Source organism: Streptomyces sp. NPDC038707 (genome assembly GCF_040636485.1).
In the GTDB taxonomy this organism is placed as follows: Bacteria; Actinomycetota; Actinomycetes; order Streptomycetales; family Streptomycetaceae; genus Streptomyces.
Genome location: NZ_JBEZUP010000035.1, coordinates 64000 through 83432 on the forward strand (window position 1 = coordinate 64000; position 19433 = coordinate 83432).

A 19433-nucleotide genomic window follows, 5' to 3' on the forward strand; every position below is an offset into this window, starting at 1 on the left:
GTTCGGGCGGCACACGTGCCCCCTCGCCGCCCCCGGCCATGGGCATCACGACCGGTGTCCTGGTCCTGTCGGACAGGCCACCGCACGCCGCCGGCCTCGGTGAGGAAGACGGTGGAGGCGGACTTCCCGCCGGACCACACGGCGGTGACGGGCACGACGTACTGCTGGTGCCTGCCTTGCAGTGTTGCGGGGAACCGACGCACCGACGACTGCTGCACGCTCGGGTGCGGCAGGTCGCGGAAATCGCGGCCGTATACGTTCTCGGACGAACCGATGAATTCCCGGTTTCCCTGCTGAACGGTCAGTGTAGTATCGCGACTTATCATGCACAGGCCCGCAGCTGCAAGTGCTGGACTCAGCAAGAAAGGGCTCCCTGTCGGAAACGTGAGCGCGAGATCGATCCGAAGGCTGGCGGGCGGTCGTCGAGACCGTCAGCAGGGGCGTCATCGGCCCTGGACCAGCAGTATCTCCAGACGCCGGAATATCGTGCGCCACCTACCTTGCGGAGTCCTGGACGATTCGCTGGTGCCCCCTTGCCGTCACCCGTCGGCGTTTCACGGGCCCCTTGCCGAGAACTTGCCCTGTACCTGCCGTTCGCTTGCCGATCGAGGGAATCGCTGCGGGGAGGCCCCTTCCCCCTGCCACGAGAGGTGTGGATTCGGCTCCGGCTCCGGCTCCGGATTCAGGAAATGGCTCCGCGGTGGCGCCGCATCGGAGTCGGCCGAAGGCGCCGTTGAGGCAGGCGGCGCAGACGTCGGCGGGCTCGCACCTCGCGCCGTGCGGGCGGGTGTGTCCGGCCCGGCGGTGATTCCGGGGCCGCCCGGCGCGTCAGCCGCCACGCGGGCCCCCGTCTCGCGCCGCACCCGGACCGCGGCCTCCCGTGCCTCCGGTTCCCCGAACGACGAGCCCCCGGAGTACCGCCGTGTATCGGCTGGTTAGCACCCATGCACGCGTAATGACCACCTGTTACGGACGCCGACAACACCATTACGGTGCCATCGTGATCAGTTCCACGCTGAACCCGCTCCCCCGCAACGCAGTCGGACCTCGCCTCACTCTCCGGAGGGGCGAAGCGCGCTGGAGGGCCCGTCCCTCCCCGGCCGGGCAGCTGGACGGCCTTCCGCGTGGATCGACGGTGAGACCGCCGACCGGAACCGGGTCCGAGGGGGTACCCGTCGTCCAGGACAGGATCCTCCGCGCCGGACCAACCCGCGACACGGCCTGACGCAACAGCACCTCACCGCCCCCTCACCGCTCTCGCCCGCTGGATACAGCTCCGACCAAAGCTGATGACCGCCCGGCAGAGCCCGACCCTTCCCTGCGGAAGATCCGGGCCCACCGAAAGGACCGATGGGAACCGTCATGCCCGTACCTCCGACCGCGAACGGGTCACCCGTGACCACTGGCCAGACCGAGTTCTTCCTGAGCGTTCTGGGGCCCATGTCCGGGCAGCTCAACGGGCTCGACCTCCCACTCGGCCCGCCGCGCCGGCGGACGCTGCTCGCCCTGCTGATCATCCGTCTCGGCCGCGTGGTGCCCACCGAACTGCTCGTCGAGGAACTGTGGGGTGACGAGGTACCCCGTCACGCCGTTGCCACCCTGCAGAGCCATGTCTCCCATCTGCGCCGGGCCTTGCACACGGCGGCGGGAACGGGTCACCTCTCGGTGCTGCGTCACAGGACGCCCGGTTACGTCCTCGATCTCGACCCCGAGCACGTCGACGCCTGCCGCTTCGAGCGTCTGGTCACCGACGGACGGCGGCTGCTGGAGCAGAGCGATCCGCATACCGCGGAGGCCCGGCTGACCGAGGCCCTCAGGCTGTGGCGCGGCTCGCCGTACGCGGAGTTCGACAGCAATCCGCCGCTCAGCGACGAGTGCGCCCGACTCGAACAGATCCGGCTCACCGCCGTGGAGTCCTGCGCGGAGGCGCGGCTGGCTCTCGGCGCGGCCGAAGAGGTCGCCGCCGATCTGGACGGGGAAGCACGCCGTCATCCCACACGGGAGCGACTGGTCGGCCACCTCATGACAGCACTGTCCCGACTCGGCCGGCAGGCCGAGGCGCTGGAGGTGTACGAGCGGACGCGCAGCCATCTGGTCGAGGAGTTCGGTGTGGACACCGCGGCCGAACTGCGCCAGGTCAGAGACATGATCCTGCGCCAGAGACCAGGAGTGGACACCCCGTTCGAGAAGCTGACTCCCGCACCACTCATGTCCATCGCCGCATCATCTGTGTCACCCCTGACGAAAGAGACCGCTGATGGCGCGCCGTCGGACTCCGCAGACTCCGACGGCTGGGACGGCGGCCCGGCCGTCACGGCTCGCGGGCACGGCGCGGCGGTGGCAACCGTCGGCGCCCACGCGACAGCCGGCTCGGTCGCGACCGTCGGCCGCGCCGGGGCCACGGGGACCAGCGCGCGCCCGAACACGCGAGCCGATGTGCGGCCGAAGGCGCGGGTGGCCAACGCCGGCGCGCAGGACGGGACAGCCCGGCGGCGGGCATTGTCCCGGCCGGCGCACGGGCCGGCGACCGCCCCGAGAGCCGACAGACCCCCGGAGACCGAGCAGGGGTGGACGGCTGCCCCTTCGCCGTTCACCGGCCGCGGCCAGGAACTCGACCGGCTGACGACCGCCGCCGCAGGCGCGGCCGTGGGCCACGGCCATGTGGCCGGCGTCCTCGGTCCCCCGGGAGTCGGGAAGACCCGCCTGCTGCTCGAACTCGCCGCACGCCTGGAGAGCATGGCGACGCAGGAGAAGGACGCCGGGCCGGAGGTCGTCTGGAGCCACTGCTTCCCCGGCGAGGGCGTTCCCGCCCACTGGCTGTGGACCCAGGTTCTGCGACGACTGTCCGCCACCCGGCCGGATGCCTTCCGCGAAGCGACGCGGCCGTACGACACCCTGCTCGGCCCGCTCATGCCCGAACGGTCGGCGGCCCGGACCGCCGGCCCGAGCTTGTCCTCCTACGGGCCCCAGGCCCGCTTCCTCGCCCATGACGCGGTCTGCGAGGTGCTGCTCGACCTGGCCGGGCAACGCCCGCTCGTGCTGCTGCTCGAAGACCTGCAATGGGCGGACACCGCCTCCCTCGACCTGCTCAGGCTGTTACGCACCCGGTGCCAGGGCCGTCCGCTCGGGATCGTCTTCACGGCCCGGGAGTTCGAGGCCGAGTCGGACGCGACGCTGCGCCGGATGGTCTCCGAGGTGTTACGCGGCCCCAGGACCGAGACGCTGCGGCTGTGCGGACTCTCCCCGGACGCCGTCGCCGCTCTCGTCGAGGCACATGCGGGGCCCGGTGTGGACCCGAAGGTCGTCGAGGTGCTGCACCGGCGAAGCGCGGGCAACCCGTACTTCGTGATGCAGTTGCTCTCCCTCGTGGGCGATGCGCGCAGCCTCCGCCGCCCGGACGCGGCCGACGCGCTCCTGGTCCACATTCCCACCGGTATACGCGAGGCGATGCACCAGCGGTTCGCCGCGCTGCCCGAGCCGGTGCTGCGGTTGCTCCGGCTGTGCGCGGTCATCGGCGCCGAGGTGGACACCGACCTGCTGAACCGGACCGCCACGCCTGATGAACCGGTCGTCGCCGGTCTCGAATCGGCCCTGCGTGCCGGTCTGCTCGAGGAGGACCCGCATGATCCGGGGCGGCTGCACTTCGCTCACGCCCTGGTCCGGGAGACACTCGTCGACCAACTGCCCCGTGCGGACCGCCACCGCCTGCACGCCAGGATCGTCGACGCACTGCGCGCACGCCGGCGCGGACAGGGGGGCGACGAGGAGATCGAGCGGATGGCGCATCACAGCTGGCATGCCAAGAGCGCACTGCCCGCCGCCCAGGTGCTGCCCCGGCTGCTGCTCGCCGCGGAGCACGCCGAGCAGTCCGTGGCGTACGAACAGGTGGAGATGTGGCTGCGGCGTGCGCATCACCTGATCGGCTTCCTGCCGCCGGACGATCCCGCCACGGTGCGGCTGGAGCAGAAGCTGCACATCGAGCTCGGCCAGATACTCGCCACCACGCGCGGCTACGGCCACCGCGAGGCCGAGACGGCCCTGACACGCGGTCGCGCCCTGCGCACGGCCGCTCAGGACCCCGAGGACCCGTCGGTGCTCTGGGCGCTGTGCGCGGCGCACCTGGTCACCGGCCGTTACGACGCCTCGCGGCAGTTCTCCGGCCTGCTGCGAGACATCTCGCGCGGGACCCGGGAGCCCGTGGCGTCGCTCGGTGCGGCGTACGGCGAAGGCATCGTGCTGCATGTGCGCGGAATGCTGCCGCAGGCGCTCGCCGAACTGGAGCGCTGCGTCAGCATGGCGGACCGTCTGGCCGACGAGGGGCATGCGCTGGCACGTACCTTCCAGCACGACCCGCGCGTCTCCTGCCGGTCCTACGACACCTTCACCCACTGGCTCCTCGGAAACCGGCAGACCGCCGGTGCGCGCCGAAGTGAGCTCCTGAGCATCACCGAGTACGGGAGCAGGCCGTCCGACCGCTCCTTCGCACTGTACGTGGACGGGGTCGTGGCGGCTTGGGAGGGTGACACCCGCACCGCGCTCGCCTCGAGCGACGAGGGTGTCCGCGTTGCGGGCGAGCACGGACTGCTCTACTGGGAGGCGATGCTGGGTGTCGTCAAGGGGTGGGGCCTGGCGCACGCGGGAGACCACGACGAGGGCCTCGCCCTCATGCACACCTCGCTGGCCGAACTGGGCCGATCAGGGACGTACTTGCGTCACCCTCTCCACCTGGGCCTGCTGGGCGAGGCGCAGTTGCGCAGCGGGCGGACCGAGGAGGCGAGGAGCACCTTCCGGACGATGCTGGCCGTTGTCGGACAACGCCGTGAGCGTGTGTACCTCCACCCGGCGCTGCCCGCGACCCCGCTGCTCCACGAACTGCTGGGCCCGGGTGCCGACGACTGGCCCGACCCGACTGGTTCCCCGTCCCCGTGAGACACCACCACGGTCGCGGACCCAGGTGACGGGCGGGCCCTGTACGGGGGTGCCGCGGCGCTGACGGGGCGCCGCGGCACTGTTCCGTCCTCGGGTCACCGCGGCTGCGAGGGCCGTACAGACAGCTTGCCGTCGGCCACGAGCCCGCACGCCCACCCTGCCAGTCGACCCCCGTCCACTTCATTCGGAGCAGCACCTCGCTTGTGCAGCAGTCGGTCGTCGTCCACCTGCCGGCAGCGGCATCGAGCTGCTGGAGCCGTTCATCACCGCGCCGGGATACGGCCGGCGCACGGTGCCGTCGATCGCTCCGGTGACCGCTTCGGTGGTGTCCCGGCGGCGCGCCTCGTGGAGCGCTCGGGCGCCCGGCAGATACCGCTGCCGCGTGCCTCGGTGTCCCGCGCAGTCTCCTCCCGGTGAGAGCGGCCGGTGCCGGTCATGGAATACGAGCCCCCCAGGTACGGCCCGGCTCGCGGACGATCGCACGCTTCGCCTCCAGCTCGACCAATCGGCAGTCCACCGAGGCCCGGCTGCGCGGAACGGATGCCGGCCGGGCCCACGTCGCGTCATGCGGCTCGCCGGGCCCGTCGACGTCGTCGAACCGGCCTCGGGCGCTGCGTGGTGCGGCGGCGCCCGTACGGGCGGGGCAGCGGCCACCGCCAGGCGGTGGGAGAAGCAAGTCCAGGGCCGCCACGCCGGGAACCGCGAGGGCCGCCTCCGCCGCGGCAGGGGAACGCGGCCGGCCGGGCGGAGGTCATCGCGCATCGCCACCGCTCACCGGACCGGGGCGCGGGGACGGCTCGGGCGCCAAGAGGTCGACGACGGTGATGTCGACGGCCGTCAGCGCGAGTCCCAGGTCCTGTCCGGCCGAGTGAAGGACCGACCGGCGCACCTCACCGGCCCGGTCGGGCAGCGGGCGGTCCGCGGCGGCGGCCACGGTCATGGCCGCCCGCACGCCGGTGCTTTCGCCCTCGGGCGCGAGCCGGCAGGACGCGGCCCGCGCACCGGGAACCGCGTCCGCCGCCTCCCGCAGCACCCGGGCGGCGGCGCACTCGGTGATCCGCAGGTCCTGGTCCGGGTCGGCCAGGGGCAGCAGCCGTACCTCCGCCCTGACGGTGTCCATGACGCGACCGGCGAGCGCATGGTGAGCGGCGGCGGCCTCGGCGCGCAGCGCCCGGGTGGCCGCGTCCATCGTGGCCAGTCCGTCGACGGCCTCGCGGCAGTGCGGACAGGAGACGATGTGCGGGTCGGCAGACGGCGCCGCGTCCCGCGCCTGCTCCCAGACGCGGCTGAGCGGCCGGCCGCAGGGCAGCACTCCGTCACCCGCGAACAGCGGCGTACCAGCAAGGGGTCCGGCGGCCCCGGAAGGTCCAGCGGGTCGGGCGGTGGCTGCGGGGCGCGCCCGCGCGTCGTCTAGCGCCATGGGCCCATCGCCTCCTGGAGGGATCGGCGTGCCCGGAAGAGTCTGCCGCGCACGGTCTGTTCGCTGGTCCGCGTCATCTGGGCGATCTCCTTGTAGGACAGGCCCTGCACCTCGCGCAGGATCCAGCACAGCCGCTGCCCGGTCTGGAGACCGTCGAGCGCGCGGGACAGGGCGGCGACGGCAGCGTCCTGCTCGGCACAGCGGGCGGGCTGGCTCCGGGCGTCCCGCGCCGCGGGTTCGGCGGCCGTGTCCAACGGGAGGGGCGGCGGCCGACGCCGGCGCCGTGCGGCCAGGCAGCGGTTGACGGTGATCCGGTACATCCAGGTGCGGAACTCCGCGGTGCGGCGGAACTCCGGCAGCCGCCGCCAGGCGCTGACGAAGGCGTCCTGAACGGCCTCCTCGGCGTCCTGGGGGTTGCCGAGCATGCCGCGGGCCAGGGCGAGGAGCGGCCGGCCGTGCCGCTGGACGAGGACGGCGAAGGCGTCCTCGTCTCCCTCGGCCGCCCGTACGGCCAGAAATCTGTCCGGCAGGCCGTATTCCGGCGATGGGTAAGCAGTGCGTTCGGTCATGGCGTTCCCGCGCAGGGCTGGGCCGTCCGGGTAACCCGAACACCACACTGTGATGCACATCACATCGCATGCGCGTGAGAAATACCCAGCCTGCCGTATCCAACCTTTCGAGGGCGCCACACCGGTGTCCGACCGACCGATCGAGGCGACCGCCATGACGGAGAACATCACCAGCGTCGGCGGGGGCAGCCGGCCCGACGCGGGCGTGAGCGCGCTGAAGGGACGTACCGGGGCCGGGGCCCCGGCCGAGACGCGGGGGAAGACCATCATCGCGGACGGCGTGGTGGCCAAGATCGCGGGCATGGCCGCCCGCGAGGTACCGGGCATCCACAGCCTCGGGGCGGGCATGGCCCGCGCCTTCGGCGCCGTGCGTGACCGCGTGCCCGGCACAGGCGGCGGCGCGGGGGTCACGCGGGGAGTGAAGGTCGAGGTCGGCGAGCGGCAGGCCGCCGTGGACCTGGACGTCGTCGTCGAGTACGGCGTCTCCATCGTCGACGTCGCCGGTGACGTGCGTACCAACGTGATCGGCGCCGTGGAGCGGATGACGGGCCTGGAGGTCGTCGAGGTGAACATCGCCGTCGACGACGTCCACCTGCCCGACGAGGAAGAAGAAGCCGAACCGGACGAGGGCCGCGTACGGTGATCCACCCCCGCGTCCCGGGCGGGCGCGGGCGAGACGGGTGAGTGCGAGATGAACGCAGCGACGACCGGCCTCGTGGCCGGCATGGCCCTGGGCTTCGCCGGTTATTTCGGCGGCTTCTGGGCTTTCCTGCTGGTCCTGGTCCTCGGTGCGGCGGGGTTGATCGCCGGCCTCGCCGTACAGGGCGACCTCGACCTCGGGACACGGAGGCAGCGGTGAGGAGCCGGGCCGGTTCCGCAGGCGAGGGGCCGGGCCCGGCGCCGGCCACCGGTCTGCCGCCCCCGGCCGAGCGGGGTGCCACCGTCATCCCGGACCGAGTGGTCGCGCGCATCGCCGCCCGGGCCGCCCGCACGGCTCAGGCGCGGAGCGCGGCCGTGCCGCCCGGCCCGGGTACGCCGGCGGCGCCGAGCGTCACCGCCGCGGTGCGCACCGGATCGGTGCGCCTGCACCTGGCCATGGACCTGCCCTACCCGGCTGACCTCGCCCACGTCTGTGAGCGCATCCAGCGGGACGTGGCCGAACGGGTGGCCCACCTGACCGGCCTGCGGGTGGGAGAGGTCACCCTCACCGTCCGGCGGCTGGTGACCGCCGCCGACCCGGGCCGGGGGCGGGTCCGGTGAACGGCCACGTGCCCCGGACCGCCCGGCCCGCCGCACGGGAAGGGAACCCGCGATGACACCCGACCCCGGCCCGCCCGGCCGTGACACCGCACCCGGCCCCGCCCCGCCCGGGCACGCCGGACCCGAGCCGGACACCACGGCCCAGGAGCGCGGCGGAGGCCGCCGGACCCACCGCCCCTGGTCCACGCGCCGCCTGCCGGCGGCGCTGGTCACCGCGGTGACCCTGGTGGCGGCGGTCGCGGCGCTGGCCGACGTCGTCGCCGTACGGGCCGGACGCCCCTCGGCGGCCTGGCGGCGGCGCCTGACCGACGCGCTGGCCACCCGCCCCGTGGACGACGTGTGGATGCTCACGGGAGCCGCCGCGGCTGCGGCCGTCGGCCTCTGGCTCATCGCTCTGGCCCTCACCCCCGGGCTACGGCACTGGCTGCCCCTGCGCTCCACCGCCGGCTGCCCCCGGCTCCGGGCCTCACTGGACCGCGACGGCGCCGCCGACCTGCTGCGCGACGCCGCCCTGCGGGTCCCCGGCGTCGGCGCGGCGCGCGTCCGGGTGCGCCGCCACCGCGTCAAAGTCCGTGCGGACGTCCGTTTCCGCGGTCCCCGCCAGGTGAAGGACGACCTCACCGCCGTCCTCGTCGAGGAACGCGACCGGCTCGCCCTCGCGGCCCCTCCCCGCATCGTCGTACGGGTGCGGCAACGCACCGGCTGACGCAGAACCCGGAGCCCGCGCCATGACCCCCCGATCCGCACTCAACCGCACTCTGCTGGCCCTCGCCGGACTGATTCTGCTCGGCGGCGGGCTGCTGATCCTCTTCGCCGGGTTCGACGTCTACCGACGGCACGATCTGGGCCCGCCCGCCGGCTGGCCCCTGACCGCCCCGGACGACGTTCTGCTCGGCTCCGCCGACCGGGCCCGCTGGAGCGGCCAGGGCTGGTGGTGGTGGCCCGCGGTCATCGCCGCGCTCGCCATCGCCGCCCTGCTCGCCCTGTGGTGGCTGCTCACCCAACTGAGCCGGCGCCGCCCCGGCGCGCTGCCCGTCGGCGGCAGGCCCCCGCTGGAGGGCGTCGAACTGCGTGACCGCGCCCTCAGCGACGCGATCGCGGCCGAGGCCGGTGCCCTGCCGGAGGTCCGGCACGCGGCCGTACGCATCACCGGCCGCCCCGCCCGCCCGCGTGCCCGCGTCGGGCTCACCCTCACCCCGCACGGCGCCCCCGGTGCCACCCTCGGTGCCCTGTGCGACGGCCCGCTGCGGACCGCTCACCGGTCCACCGGCCTGCCCGACATGCCCACCGAGGTCCGCCTGAAGGTCGCCCGCCACCCACCGCACCGCACGGAATGAGCCGCGGAGACGGTCGCGACCGGCGCCACCCCCGGACCGGCGCGTCCGATGGCAACTGACAGCCGCCTCTCCCGCGGCAAGACCCGCTGAAGCACGCCGACGCCCTGCCCCTCCGTATACACCCCAGGCCTTCTGTGCCCCGCCCTGGAGCGTCCGTGGGCCGGCCGGTGGACAACGTCCGCCGGCCCGGCTTCACCGCGGCGCTCCTCTTCGCCGGACCCGAGACCATCGGCTTCGCCTGACCGAGACCATCGGCTTCGCCTGACCGAGATCATCGGCTTCGCCAGCGCCTGGACGAGCGCGGCCCCCTTCCCCAGTGGAGTGGCTGTGCGGCGCCCGCAAACCGGCGAACTCGCGGTCCGCCCGGCGGCCCACGGCACGGGGCCGGCTGCCGGACTGCTGGAAGCGGTCACCGGGGACGCCCCGAGGGCCGCTCCTCGCTGCTCCCTTCCGTCCGCTCTCCGCGCGCGGTCACCTTCCACCGCCGGCAGGGCTGGACCCAGGCCACCCTCCCCTCACCCGAGGGCACGGGCATCGTGGTCTTCCGCACCCGCCGCCACCCGGCACGCTCGCTCTCCGCCCTCCCGCCCTGAAGATCCGGACCTGCGGAAACATCGCGTTCACGTCAACGGGAATCGGTGGTAACAACCACTTTCTAGCGTGGCGGGCCGTGGGATCACCGTCGTGTCCGGGGCTGCCGGAGACAGTTTCTGACGGCCCGTCGGCTTCCCCGTTCCGCCGATGACGCCACGCGGGGCTCCCACCGCATCACCGCACCCGCACCCGCACCCAGGCACCCAGCCCCACCGGGAGACGTGGCATGACTACCACCGAGTCACCGCAGACGACGCCAGAAGCGGCGAAGCCCGCCGCCGGCCAGGCGGTCAAGGAGACCCTGGAGGACTACACCCTCCGTTTCGCGCCGCGCAGTCACCGCCGCTGGACTCCCATGGTCGTGGCCACCACGGCACTCGGCGGCATCGCCTACATGGCCGACTTCTCCATCGGCGCCGGCATCGGCCTCGCGCACGGCACCGGCAACGCGCTCGTGGCGATCGCCGTGGCCGCCGTGGTCATCTTCGTCACTGGCTTCCCCCTCGCCTACTACGGCGCCCGCTACAACATCGACATGGACCTGATCACCCGCGGCTCCGGCTTCGGCTACTACGGCTCGGTGCTCACCAGCGTCATCTTCGCCAGCTTCACCTTCATCTTCTTCGCCCTCGAAGGCTCGATCATGGCGCAGGGCCTCAAGCTGGGCCTCGGTCTGCCGCTGTGGCTGGGCTACCTGGTCTCCACGCTCATGGTCATCCCCCTGGTGGTCTACGGCATGAAGGCGCTCAGCAAGCTCCAGGTCTGGACGACCCCGGTCTGGCTGCTGCTGATGGTCGGCCCGCTGGTCTACCTGATCTCCACCGACCCCGGCACCGTCGACCGCTTCCTCGCCTACGCCGGCACCGACGGCGACGGCGACGGCGGTGTCGACACCGCCTCCGTGCTGCTCGGCGCGGGCGTGTGCCTCTCGCTCATCGCGCAGATCGGCGAGCAGATCGACTACCTGCGCTTCATGCCGCCCAAGACCGAGGAGAACAGGCGCACTTGGTGGACCGCCGTCATCATGGCCGGCCCCGGCTGGGTGGTACTCGGCGCGCTCAAGCAGGCCATCGGCGTCTTCCTCGCCGTCTACATCCTGGCCGAGGTCGGACCGGGCGTCGCTCCCGAGCCGATCCAGCAGTTCAAGGGCGCATTCGACGCGATGATGCCGTCCTGGCTGGTGCTCCCCCTGGCCGTGGCCCTCGTCGTGATCAGCCAGATCAAGATCAACGTGACGAACGCCTACTCCGGCTCACTCGCCTGGACCAACTCCTTCACCCGCATCACCAGGCACTACCCCGGCCGCATGGTCTTCGTCCTGGTCAACCTCGGTTTCGCGCTCGCCCTGATGGAAGCCGACATGTTCAGCTTCCTCAACAGCATCCTGGGCTTCTACTCCAACTGCGCCATCGCCTGGGTCGTCACCGTCGCCACCGACATCGGCGTCAACAAGTACCTGCTGAAGCTGTCCCCGCGCCGGCCCGAGTTCCGCCGCGGCATGCTCTACGCCGTCAACCCGGTCGGCGTGGTCGCCTTCGTCGCCGCCGCCGGCCTGTCCATCGCCATGTACTTCCACGCCCTCGGCGACTCCCTCCAGTCGTACTCCCCCGTCGCCGCCGCCGTCATCGCCTTCGTCCTCACCCCGCTGATGGCGATCGTCACCAAGGGCCGGTACTACCTGCGCCGCGCCGACGACGGCATCGACGAGCCGATGCTCGACGCCGACGGCAACCCGAGCGCGGTCATCCTCGACTGCCACGTCTGCCACCAGCCCTACGAACGCCCCGACCTCAGCGCCTGCGCCACCCATGACGCGGTCGTCTGCTCGCTGTGCCTGAGCACGGACAAGGTCGGCGACCACGTCCTGCCCGCTGCCGTGTAGGCCTGCCGAGCGGGACCGCGGACGCCGAGTGGGCCGTCCTCGAATCGCTGCTGCCTGCCCCGGTCTGCCAGTCGCCCGCGGGCAGCGGGTCCGCGTCCCTCGCGCGGCGGCCACGACGCGGCGGCCGATGCGGGCGGGGCCGGCCGGGCCCCTGACCGGCCCAGCCCGTGGCGCGGCCGTCACCGCCGCACGGCTCGGGTGCGATGCGCGCGGACATCATGGTGGTAGCGAACCTGCCGAGCGGGAGCCGGGCGTCCGCGCCCAGGCCCCCGTCGCGGCGATCACCAGGAAGCGGTGGTGACGAGGACTGCGTCGGCGGCCGCCCCGGGGGAGCCGGAGGCTGTACCGGCCGCTACCGCGTGAGCAGCTTCTCCAGGACGTCCGCCCCCTTTGACGCGCCGCCCGCCCCGCGCACGATCCGGCTCAGGGCCGCCGCGCGGGGGCGGCAGGAACGGACGGCCTGGACGGCGTCGCGCAGGCCCTGCGCGGTCGGCTCGGCGAGCGTCCTGCCGACCCGCAGTTCCTCCGCCCGCCGGGCGACCGCACGCTGCTCCGGGATCTGCGGCACCGCCACGAAGGGCACCCCGTGGTAGAGGGACTCCATCACCGAGTTCATCCCGGCGTGGCTCAGGAACACCTCGGTGTACCGCAGCACCGCCACCTGCGGCACGTGCGCGTGCACCTCGACGTTCGCCGGGACGGGGCCCAGCGACTCCTGGTCCAGCCCGCCCACCGCCATGACGACCTGCCAGTCGCTGTCCCCGAACGCCTCGACGCAGGTCCGGTAGAACTCGGGGCGGTCGTTGAAGACGGTTCCCAGCGATATCAGCAGCACCGGGGCCCGCGACCGGGGGCTCCACTCCTCGGCGGTCTGCCGGCTGCTCAGCGACGGCCCGACGAAGTGGAAGCGCTCGTCGAAGGTCTCCCCCGACAGCTGGAACTCGCGGGGGATGAACACCAGGCTCGTCGGGGCCACGTAGCCGAACATCAGGTTCGGGTCCTCGAGGAAGGCGTGGCCCTGCGCGAACTTCCCCATGTCCTGGATCGCGGCCACCAGCCGGGGGTCGGTGTGGTCGAAGTCGGCCGGCAGGTACACCTGCGCCGCCGAGAAGGACTCGTTCTCCGCGAAGGTCGGCACCAGGGAGACCTCGCGCACCCCGAGCAGGTTCGCCAGCATCCTCCCGGTGAAGGTCACCGAGTCGTAGCACACCGCGTCCGGCGGGTCGGCCGAGAAGTGCTCGGCCAGGACGGGGAAGGAGGCACGCGCGTCGTCGAGGTAGTACTCCATCGTCACGGCGAGCTGTTCCGCCGTGAACTCGCCCCGCGCCGCCATGCCGGGCGGCAGTCGCGAGGGCAGGGTCACCGGCGACGCCCCGGCGGCGACGGGGCCGTCCATGGTGGCCGGTCCCGTGGCGTAGCTGACCCGGTGACCGCGCCGGACCAGCTCCTCGACCAGCGGCAGAGTCGGGTTCACATGTCCGGACGCGGGCGCGCTCACGAAGGCGAAATGGGCCATCAGCTGTCCTCCAGGATGACCGGCAGGGTCTTGTGTCCGTTGGTGAAGAAGGAACCCAGCGGCTCCAGTTCGGACGACGGGACGGCCAGCTTCAGCCGGGGGAACCGGGAGAACAGCGCGGACAGCGCCGTCGTCGCCTCCAGCTTCGCCAGGGGGCTGCCGAGGCAGTAGTGCACGCCGTGCCCGAAGGTGAGGTGGTCGGCCCGTGACGGCCGAGTGACGGAGAAGTCCTCCGCGTCGGCCCCGTGCTGCGCCGGGTCGCGACCGGCCCCGCCGTAGGACAGCAGGATCGCCTCGCCCTTGCGGATCCGCACGCCGTCCACGGAGAGGTCCTCCACGGCGTACCGCAGCGGCAGGTTCGGCACCGGCGCCTGCCAGCGCAGGGTCTCGTCCACCACGTCCTCCCACGTGCTGGTCCCGGAGCGGACCAGGGCGAGCTGGGACGGGTGCGTGGCCAGCGCGTGGACGGCGTGGTCGAGCAGGTTGACCGTCGTCTCGAAGCCGGCGGAGATGGTCAGCAGCAGGGTGTCCAGCAGCTCCCGCTCGGACAGGCGTGTGCCGTCCGCCTCCCGCGCGGCGATCAGGTCGCTGGTCATGTCGTCGCCGGGATCGCGCCGTTTGGTGGCCACGAGGTCCTTGAGCAGCATGTACAGCTCCCCGGAGGCGGCCTGCACGCCCGCCGGGTCCGCGTCGAGGCTGAACACCGCGTCCACCAGCCGCCGCAGGTCCGCGCCCGTCTGCGCGGTCACCCCGAACAGTCCCGTGATGACCTGGATCGGCAGCGGGAACGCGAACCGTGCGCGCAGGTCGACCGCCTGCCCCGGCGGCACCGCGGCCAGGTCGGCGATCAGCCCGGCCGTGATCTCCTCGACGCGGGGCCGCGTCGCTTCGATGCGGCGCGGGGTGAACGCCTTGGCCACCAGGCCGCGCAGCCTGGAGTGGTCGGAGCCGTAGGCGGTGAACATGTTCTGCATCGCGACCCACATGATCAGCGGCCAGTCCGGCGGGATGTCGCCGTCGCGCCACATGGGCCAGTGTCTGTTCGCGTCCTTGGAGACCCTTGGGTCGAGCAGCAGCTTCTTCGCCAGGTCGTGCCCGGTGACGGCCCAGGCCGACACTCCGCCGGGCAGTTCGACGGGCGTGGCCGGGCCGCGCTCGCGCAAGGCGGCGGCCTCGCCGAAGATGTCGCCGCCCGAGGGGTCGATGACATACGCGTCGGCGGGCGGGGCCTGTGCGCGCACCGGCTCGGTGAAGGTGGTGGTCGTACGGGGCTTGGGCGGCTCGGTGACCTCCAGCAGGGACGCGGTGAACCGCGACCCCATGCCGAGGCCGATGGACATGATGGTGTCGCCCGGTCTGAGGGTCTCGTCGTGCAGCAGGTGGTCGATGCCGAGCAGTTGGTCGCACGGCCCGACGTGGCCGAGCTCGCGCAGCATCGGCCAGGTGGTGCGGTCCAGGTCGATGCCGAGCGGTTCCAGCACGACGACCTCGAGTTGGGCCAGGCCCAGACCGGTGACGACGAACCTGGTGATGTCGGCGACGCTGACGCCGGCCTCCTTGGCGGCCTGCTCGACCGCGGTGACCAGCGCCCCGCTCATCAGCGTCAGGTACGGGGCCAGGCCGGTGACCTCGATCGGCGTACGGTTGCGGTGGCCCTCGGGGTCCGGGATCGTCGGGGTGGCGAGGACCTCCATCTGGGTCGCGGAGCTGTTGGCGGTCGCGACCAGCCGTGCCCGGCCGCCCTCGCGGTTGAGCACGGTCGCGACCGCGCCGTCGGCCAGGAAGATCCCGATGGTGGGCTGCCAGCGTTCCCAGCGCGGCGGCAGGAACCGGGCGGTGGCCGTGGCCAGGGTCGCGGTCGCGGCCGGGTCGGCCACCAGGTGCGCGGCGGCGGACTGCAGCGCGGCCGAGCCGCCGTTGCTGGTCGCCTCGACCTCGTAGACGAGGGCGTGGCCGAGGCCGAGGACGCGCTGCAGGTGGCAGGAGGACGCCATGTGGTCCTGGTGGTCCATCTGGGCGTAGGCGGCCATGGAGATGTCGGCGCCGCTGAGGCCGGACTCGCGCAGGGCTGCGATCGCCGCGTGCACGGCCATCGCGTGCTCGGTGACGTCGTCGGAGCGGGTGAACGACACGAAGTCCGACAGCGCGAGCAGCCGCCGCATCGTCTCGGTGTCCGGCACGGCCCGCGTCGCGGGCGTGCGGGGCGGCAGATAGCGCCCCGTTCCGCCGATGTAGACGTTGTCCCAGATCATGCATCGTCCTTTCCCCTGAGTGCGGACAGCCCGGCCCCGTATCCGCTGAAGTCGAGGAGCCACGTGCTGATGGCCAGCGCCGTGGCCGCGGAGTGCTCCTCCAGCACCGTGAAGTGGTCGCCCGGGACGGTGAGTTCCTCCTGGGCGGTGGTGGACAGCCGGGGCCACGAGCGCTTCCCGGTGCCCACCAGCAGCACCGGCGCGGTGACGGGCTCCGGGGCGCCAGCCAGATCGAGGTAGCGGCCCATGGCCACCAGCCGGTCGTCGTCGACCGGCTGGACCTGGTGGCCGGCGTCGAGCATGCCGGTGAGCACACCGGGCAGGTCGTCGGGGTAGCCGTCGATCAGCACCACGGCGCTGGGCCGGGCCCCCCGCCGTTCCAGTTCCCCGGCGGTCGCGAGCGCCAGCCACGCGCCCACCGAACGGCCGACCAGCACCGGCGCGGCGACGGCCGACGCGGCCTCGGCGAGTGCCTGGACCAGGACGTCGGCGTCCGCGGGCAGCGGGTCGCCGGCGAAGCCCGGCAGGGTGACCGCGGTGACGTCGCGGGCGGCCTCCAGCGCCGCGGCGAACCGCCCGTACTCCTCGATGCCGCCGGACGCCAGCGCGGACGGCAGGCAGACCAGCGACGGCTGGAGGAAGCCGGCCGCGAGGGCGACCGTCTCGGCCTTGGGCGCGTCGGTGGCCGGGCTCAGCCGGGACGCCGTGGCCAGCAGGTCGAGGCCGTCCTGCGGGCGGCCGACGTCGACGGCCTTGCGCAGCAGGCGCTCCATCGGCCCGGCGTCCCGGTTCTCCGGGGAGCACAGCTGCCCGTAGAGGTGGTTGACGAGCTGTTCGGGCGTCGGGAAGTCGAAGACGAGGGTCGCCGGGAGCTGGAGACCGGTGGCCGCGTTGAGCCGGTTGCGCAGCTCGATGGCGGTCAGCGAGTCGACTCCGTGGTCGCGGAACAGCTGACGCGGGTCGTCGATCCGGCCGGGGGCCATCCCGAGGATGCCCGCGCTGTGCGTGACGACCAGGTCGAGCAGCAGGGCGCGCTGTCCGGGTTCGGGCAGGGCGTCGAGCCTGGCCCGCAGGTCGCCGGGGCCGGCCGCCGGGGCCGGCGCGCGCCGCGGCCGGGCCAGTCCGCGCAGCAGCGCGGGCGGGGTGTCGATCGCCGCGAGGTCGAGGCGGACCGGCACCAGCGCCGGGCGTTCGCCGGCCAGGGCGGTGTCGAACAGGTCGAGGGCCTGCCCGGTGGCCAGCGGCAGCATCCCGGTCCTCGCCAGCCGGCGGTGGTCGGCCTCGGTCAGGTTCCCGGTGATGCCGCTGGACTCGGCCCACTGGCCCCAGGCCAGGGAGGTGACCGGCAGGCCGCGGGCGTGCCGGTGCTCGGCGAGCGCGTCGAGGAACGCGTTCGCGGCGGCGTAGTTGGCCTGCCCGGGGGCGCCGAACACCCCCGACGCCGAGGAGAACAGCACGAAGGCGCGCAGGTCCAGGTGCTCGGTGGCCTCGTGCAGGTGCCACGCGGCATCGGCCTTCGAGCGCAGCACCGTGTCGATCTGCTCCGGTGTCATCGATCCCACCACGGCGTCGTCGACGACCCCGGCGGCGTGCACGACGACCCGCAGGTCGGGGATCGAGGCGACGAGATCCCTCAGGGCCGCGCGGTCACCGGCGTCGCAGGCGACCACGGTGAGGGCGGCGCCCAGCTCCTGCCGGAGCCCGGGCGGCTCGACGCCGCGGCGGCCGGCGAGCACCACGTGCGGGGCGCCGTGCCGCGCGACCAGGTGCCGGGCGACCAGGACGCCGAGGGTGCCGGTTCCGCCGGTGATCAGCACGGTGCCGTCCAGGGGCGCGCCGTCCAAGGGCCCGGCCGGGGGGGCCGGGGCGGCCGGGGCGGCCGGGGCGGCCGGGGCGGCCGGGGCGGCCGGGGCGGCCGGGGCGGCCGGGGTGGCCGGGGTGGCCCTCACCAGTCTCGGCACCAGGGCGGTTCCGTCGCTCAGCCGGACCTCGGGTTCGCCGTCGCGCACGGCGGCGCGCACCGCGGCGGGGATCGCCCGTCGTGAGGCGTCCGTGCCGTCGTGCCGGACGGTCAGGATCCGCCCGGGGTGCTCGCTGTGCGCGCTGCGCAGGAAGCCGCGGGCGGCGGCCGAGGCCAGGTCGTCGCCGGTGAGGACCACGAGCCGGGCCGGTGTGTCGGTGGCCAGGAACTCCCGGACCGTGCCGAGCAGTTCCCGGGTCACCGCGTGAGTGGCCGCGACCGGTTCGCCCTCGCCGGCGACCTCGTGGAGGACCGTCTCGGTGTCCGGGCCGTCCGGTGCCGCCATCGGGGTCCAGTCGACGGCGAACAGCGTGTTCGGCCGGCGCCCGGCTCCGGGACCCGCCGCTTCGACGGGCCGCAGGACGATCTCGTCGATGCTCGCGACCGGTGTCCCGGCGGTGTCGGTGATCCGCACCGCGCAGGTGTCCGGCCCGGTCGGGTGCAGCACCACGCGGACCGTCGCGGCCGACCCGGTGACCGCCACACCGGAGAACGAGAAGGGCAGCCGCGCCGGGTTTCCGCCGGCGCCGCCGTCGTCGGCCGCGAGGCCGGCGAGCAGGGTCAGCGGCTGTATGGCGGCGTCCAGGAGGGCGGGGTGGACGCGGTAGCCGGTGAGCTGCGCGGGGTCCGCCGGGAAGCTCACCTCGGCGTGCAGGTCCTCGCCGTGCCGCCGGATGCCGGTGAGGCCCTGGAAGGCCGGCCCGTAGTCGTAGCCTGCTTCTGCGAGGCGGTCGTAGAACGAGCCGATGTCGATCGGCGCGGCCCCGCCATCGTCTGTCCCAGGCGCGGCCTCGCTGTCGTCCGCCCCGGGTACGCCCGTCCGGTCGGCCCGTGTCGCCCGGTCCGCCGGCGGACCGAGCACGCCGGTCGCGTGGCGGGTCCACTCGTCGGGCTCGGCGGAGGTGCGGGAGTGGACGGTGACGGGCCGGTGTCCGGTGTCGTCGGGCGCGCCGACGGTGACCTGCACGTGCACACTGTCGTGCCCGGAGAGCACGAGCGGCGCCTCCAGGACCAGTTCGGACAGTACGGGGCTGGCCGTGTGCTCGCCGGCGTGGACGGCCATGTCCACGAACGCCATCGCGGGCAGCAGCGTCGAACCGAGCACGGTGTGCTCGGCCAGCCACGGGTGGACGGACGCGGAGAGCTTCCCGGTCAGCACCACACCCTGCCCGTCGGGGAGTTTCACCAGGGACCGCAACAGCGGGTGGTCGGGCGTGTCGAGGCCCTCCGACGGGGTGGTGGGCTGGAGCCAGTAGTGCTGGTGCTGGAAGGGATACGAAGGCACCCGCACGCCCGTCCGGGTCCCCCTGGTGACGGGTGGCGTCCAGCGGGCCGCACCGTCCGCCCACAACCGGCCCAGCCCCGCCAGCAACCGCTCCGGAGAATCCCCACCACGCCGCATCAACCCGTTCCCCACCAGCAACGGATGCGGACCCACCTCCACGAACCCCGTAACACCCTGACCCGCCAGCCACTCCATGGCATCGGCGAACCGCACCGGCTCCCGCACCTGCCGCACCCAATACCCGGCCTCCCCCATGTCCACCGGACGACCAGCCACCGTGGACACCACCGGAATCACCGGCTCACCGAACACCAGACCCCCCGCCACCCGGCCCAGCTCCTCCAGCACCGGATCCATCCGCGCCGAATG

12 protein-coding genes are annotated in these 19433 nt (G+C 73.4%); 7 read left to right on the forward strand and 5 right to left on the reverse strand.

Annotated elements, in window-relative coordinates; all coding sequences use genetic code 11:
- Positions 1–1395 precede the first annotated feature (1395 nt).
- Positions 1396–4929 (forward strand): BTAD domain-containing putative transcriptional regulator, encoded by a 3534-nt coding sequence (locus AB0E62_RS32710; protein WP_362202098.1) that lies wholly within the window; start codon positions 1396–1398, stop codon positions 4927–4929.
- Between the two features lie 751 nt (positions 4930–5680).
- On the opposite strand, the gene AB0E62_RS32715 is transcribed toward AB0E62_RS32710, so the two are convergent.
- Positions 5681–6349 (reverse strand): hypothetical protein, encoded by a 669-nt coding sequence (locus AB0E62_RS32715; RefSeq protein ID WP_362202101.1) that lies wholly within the window; start codon positions 6347–6349, stop codon positions 5681–5683.
- A complete protein-coding gene (locus tag AB0E62_RS32720; protein WP_362202104.1) occupies positions 6340–6918 on the reverse strand; it encodes an RNA polymerase sigma factor in 579 nt (192 codons plus the stop codon). Before AB0E62_RS32720 ends, AB0E62_RS32715 begins: the two co-directional genes overlap by 10 nt.
- A gap of 154 nt (positions 6919–7072) precedes the next feature.
- On the opposite strand from AB0E62_RS32720, the gene AB0E62_RS32725 reads away from it, so the two are divergent.
- The 6 genes from AB0E62_RS32725 to AB0E62_RS32750 all read left to right on the forward strand — a co-directional run bounded on the left by AB0E62_RS32725 (position 7073) and on the right by AB0E62_RS32750 (position 11991).
- A complete protein-coding gene (locus tag AB0E62_RS32725) occupies positions 7073–7561 on the forward strand; it encodes an Asp23/Gls24 family envelope stress response protein (protein WP_362202134.1) in 489 nt (162 codons plus the stop codon).
- A 48-nt stretch (positions 7562–7609) separates the two neighbouring features.
- Entirely contained in the window at positions 7610–7777 is a 168-nt protein-coding gene (locus tag AB0E62_RS32730) for a hypothetical protein (RefSeq protein WP_362202107.1), read from the forward strand.
- Positions 7774–8178: an Asp23/Gls24 family envelope stress response protein gene (locus AB0E62_RS32735; protein ID WP_362202110.1), complete on the forward strand. Its 405-nt coding sequence runs from the start codon at positions 7774–7776 to the stop codon at positions 8176–8178. Before AB0E62_RS32730 ends, AB0E62_RS32735 begins: the two co-directional genes overlap by 4 nt.
- A gap of 52 nt (positions 8179–8230) precedes the next feature.
- Complete coding sequence (locus AB0E62_RS32740) at positions 8231–8884, forward strand: DUF6286 domain-containing protein (RefSeq protein ID WP_362202113.1); 654 nt, start codon at positions 8231–8233, stop codon at positions 8882–8884.
- Between the two features lie 22 nt (positions 8885–8906).
- A complete protein-coding gene (locus AB0E62_RS32745; RefSeq protein ID WP_362202116.1) occupies positions 8907–9515 on the forward strand; it encodes an alkaline shock response membrane anchor protein AmaP in 609 nt (202 codons plus the stop codon).
- 820 nt (positions 9516–10335) lie between these two features.
- A complete protein-coding gene (locus AB0E62_RS32750) occupies positions 10336–11991 on the forward strand; it encodes an allantoin permease (protein WP_362202119.1) in 1656 nt (551 codons plus the stop codon).
- Between the two features lie 352 nt (positions 11992–12343).
- Here the strand turns inward: AB0E62_RS32750 and AB0E62_RS32755 are convergent, their stop codons facing one another.
- The 3 genes from AB0E62_RS32755 to AB0E62_RS32765 all read right to left on the reverse strand — a co-directional run.
- Complete coding sequence (locus AB0E62_RS32755; protein WP_362202122.1) at positions 12344–13507, reverse strand: macrolide family glycosyltransferase; 1164 nt, start codon at positions 13505–13507, stop codon at positions 12344–12346.
- A complete protein-coding gene (locus tag AB0E62_RS32760; protein ID WP_362202125.1) occupies positions 13507–15759 on the reverse strand; it encodes a cytochrome P450 in 2253 nt (750 codons plus the stop codon). The genes AB0E62_RS32755 and AB0E62_RS32760 overlap by 1 nt, the downstream gene beginning before the upstream one ends.
- Positions 15756–19433 (reverse strand): SDR family NAD(P)-dependent oxidoreductase (locus AB0E62_RS32765; RefSeq protein WP_362202128.1); only part of this gene is annotated, 3678 nt, incomplete at its 5' end. The genes AB0E62_RS32765 and AB0E62_RS32760, both read right to left, overlap by 4 nt.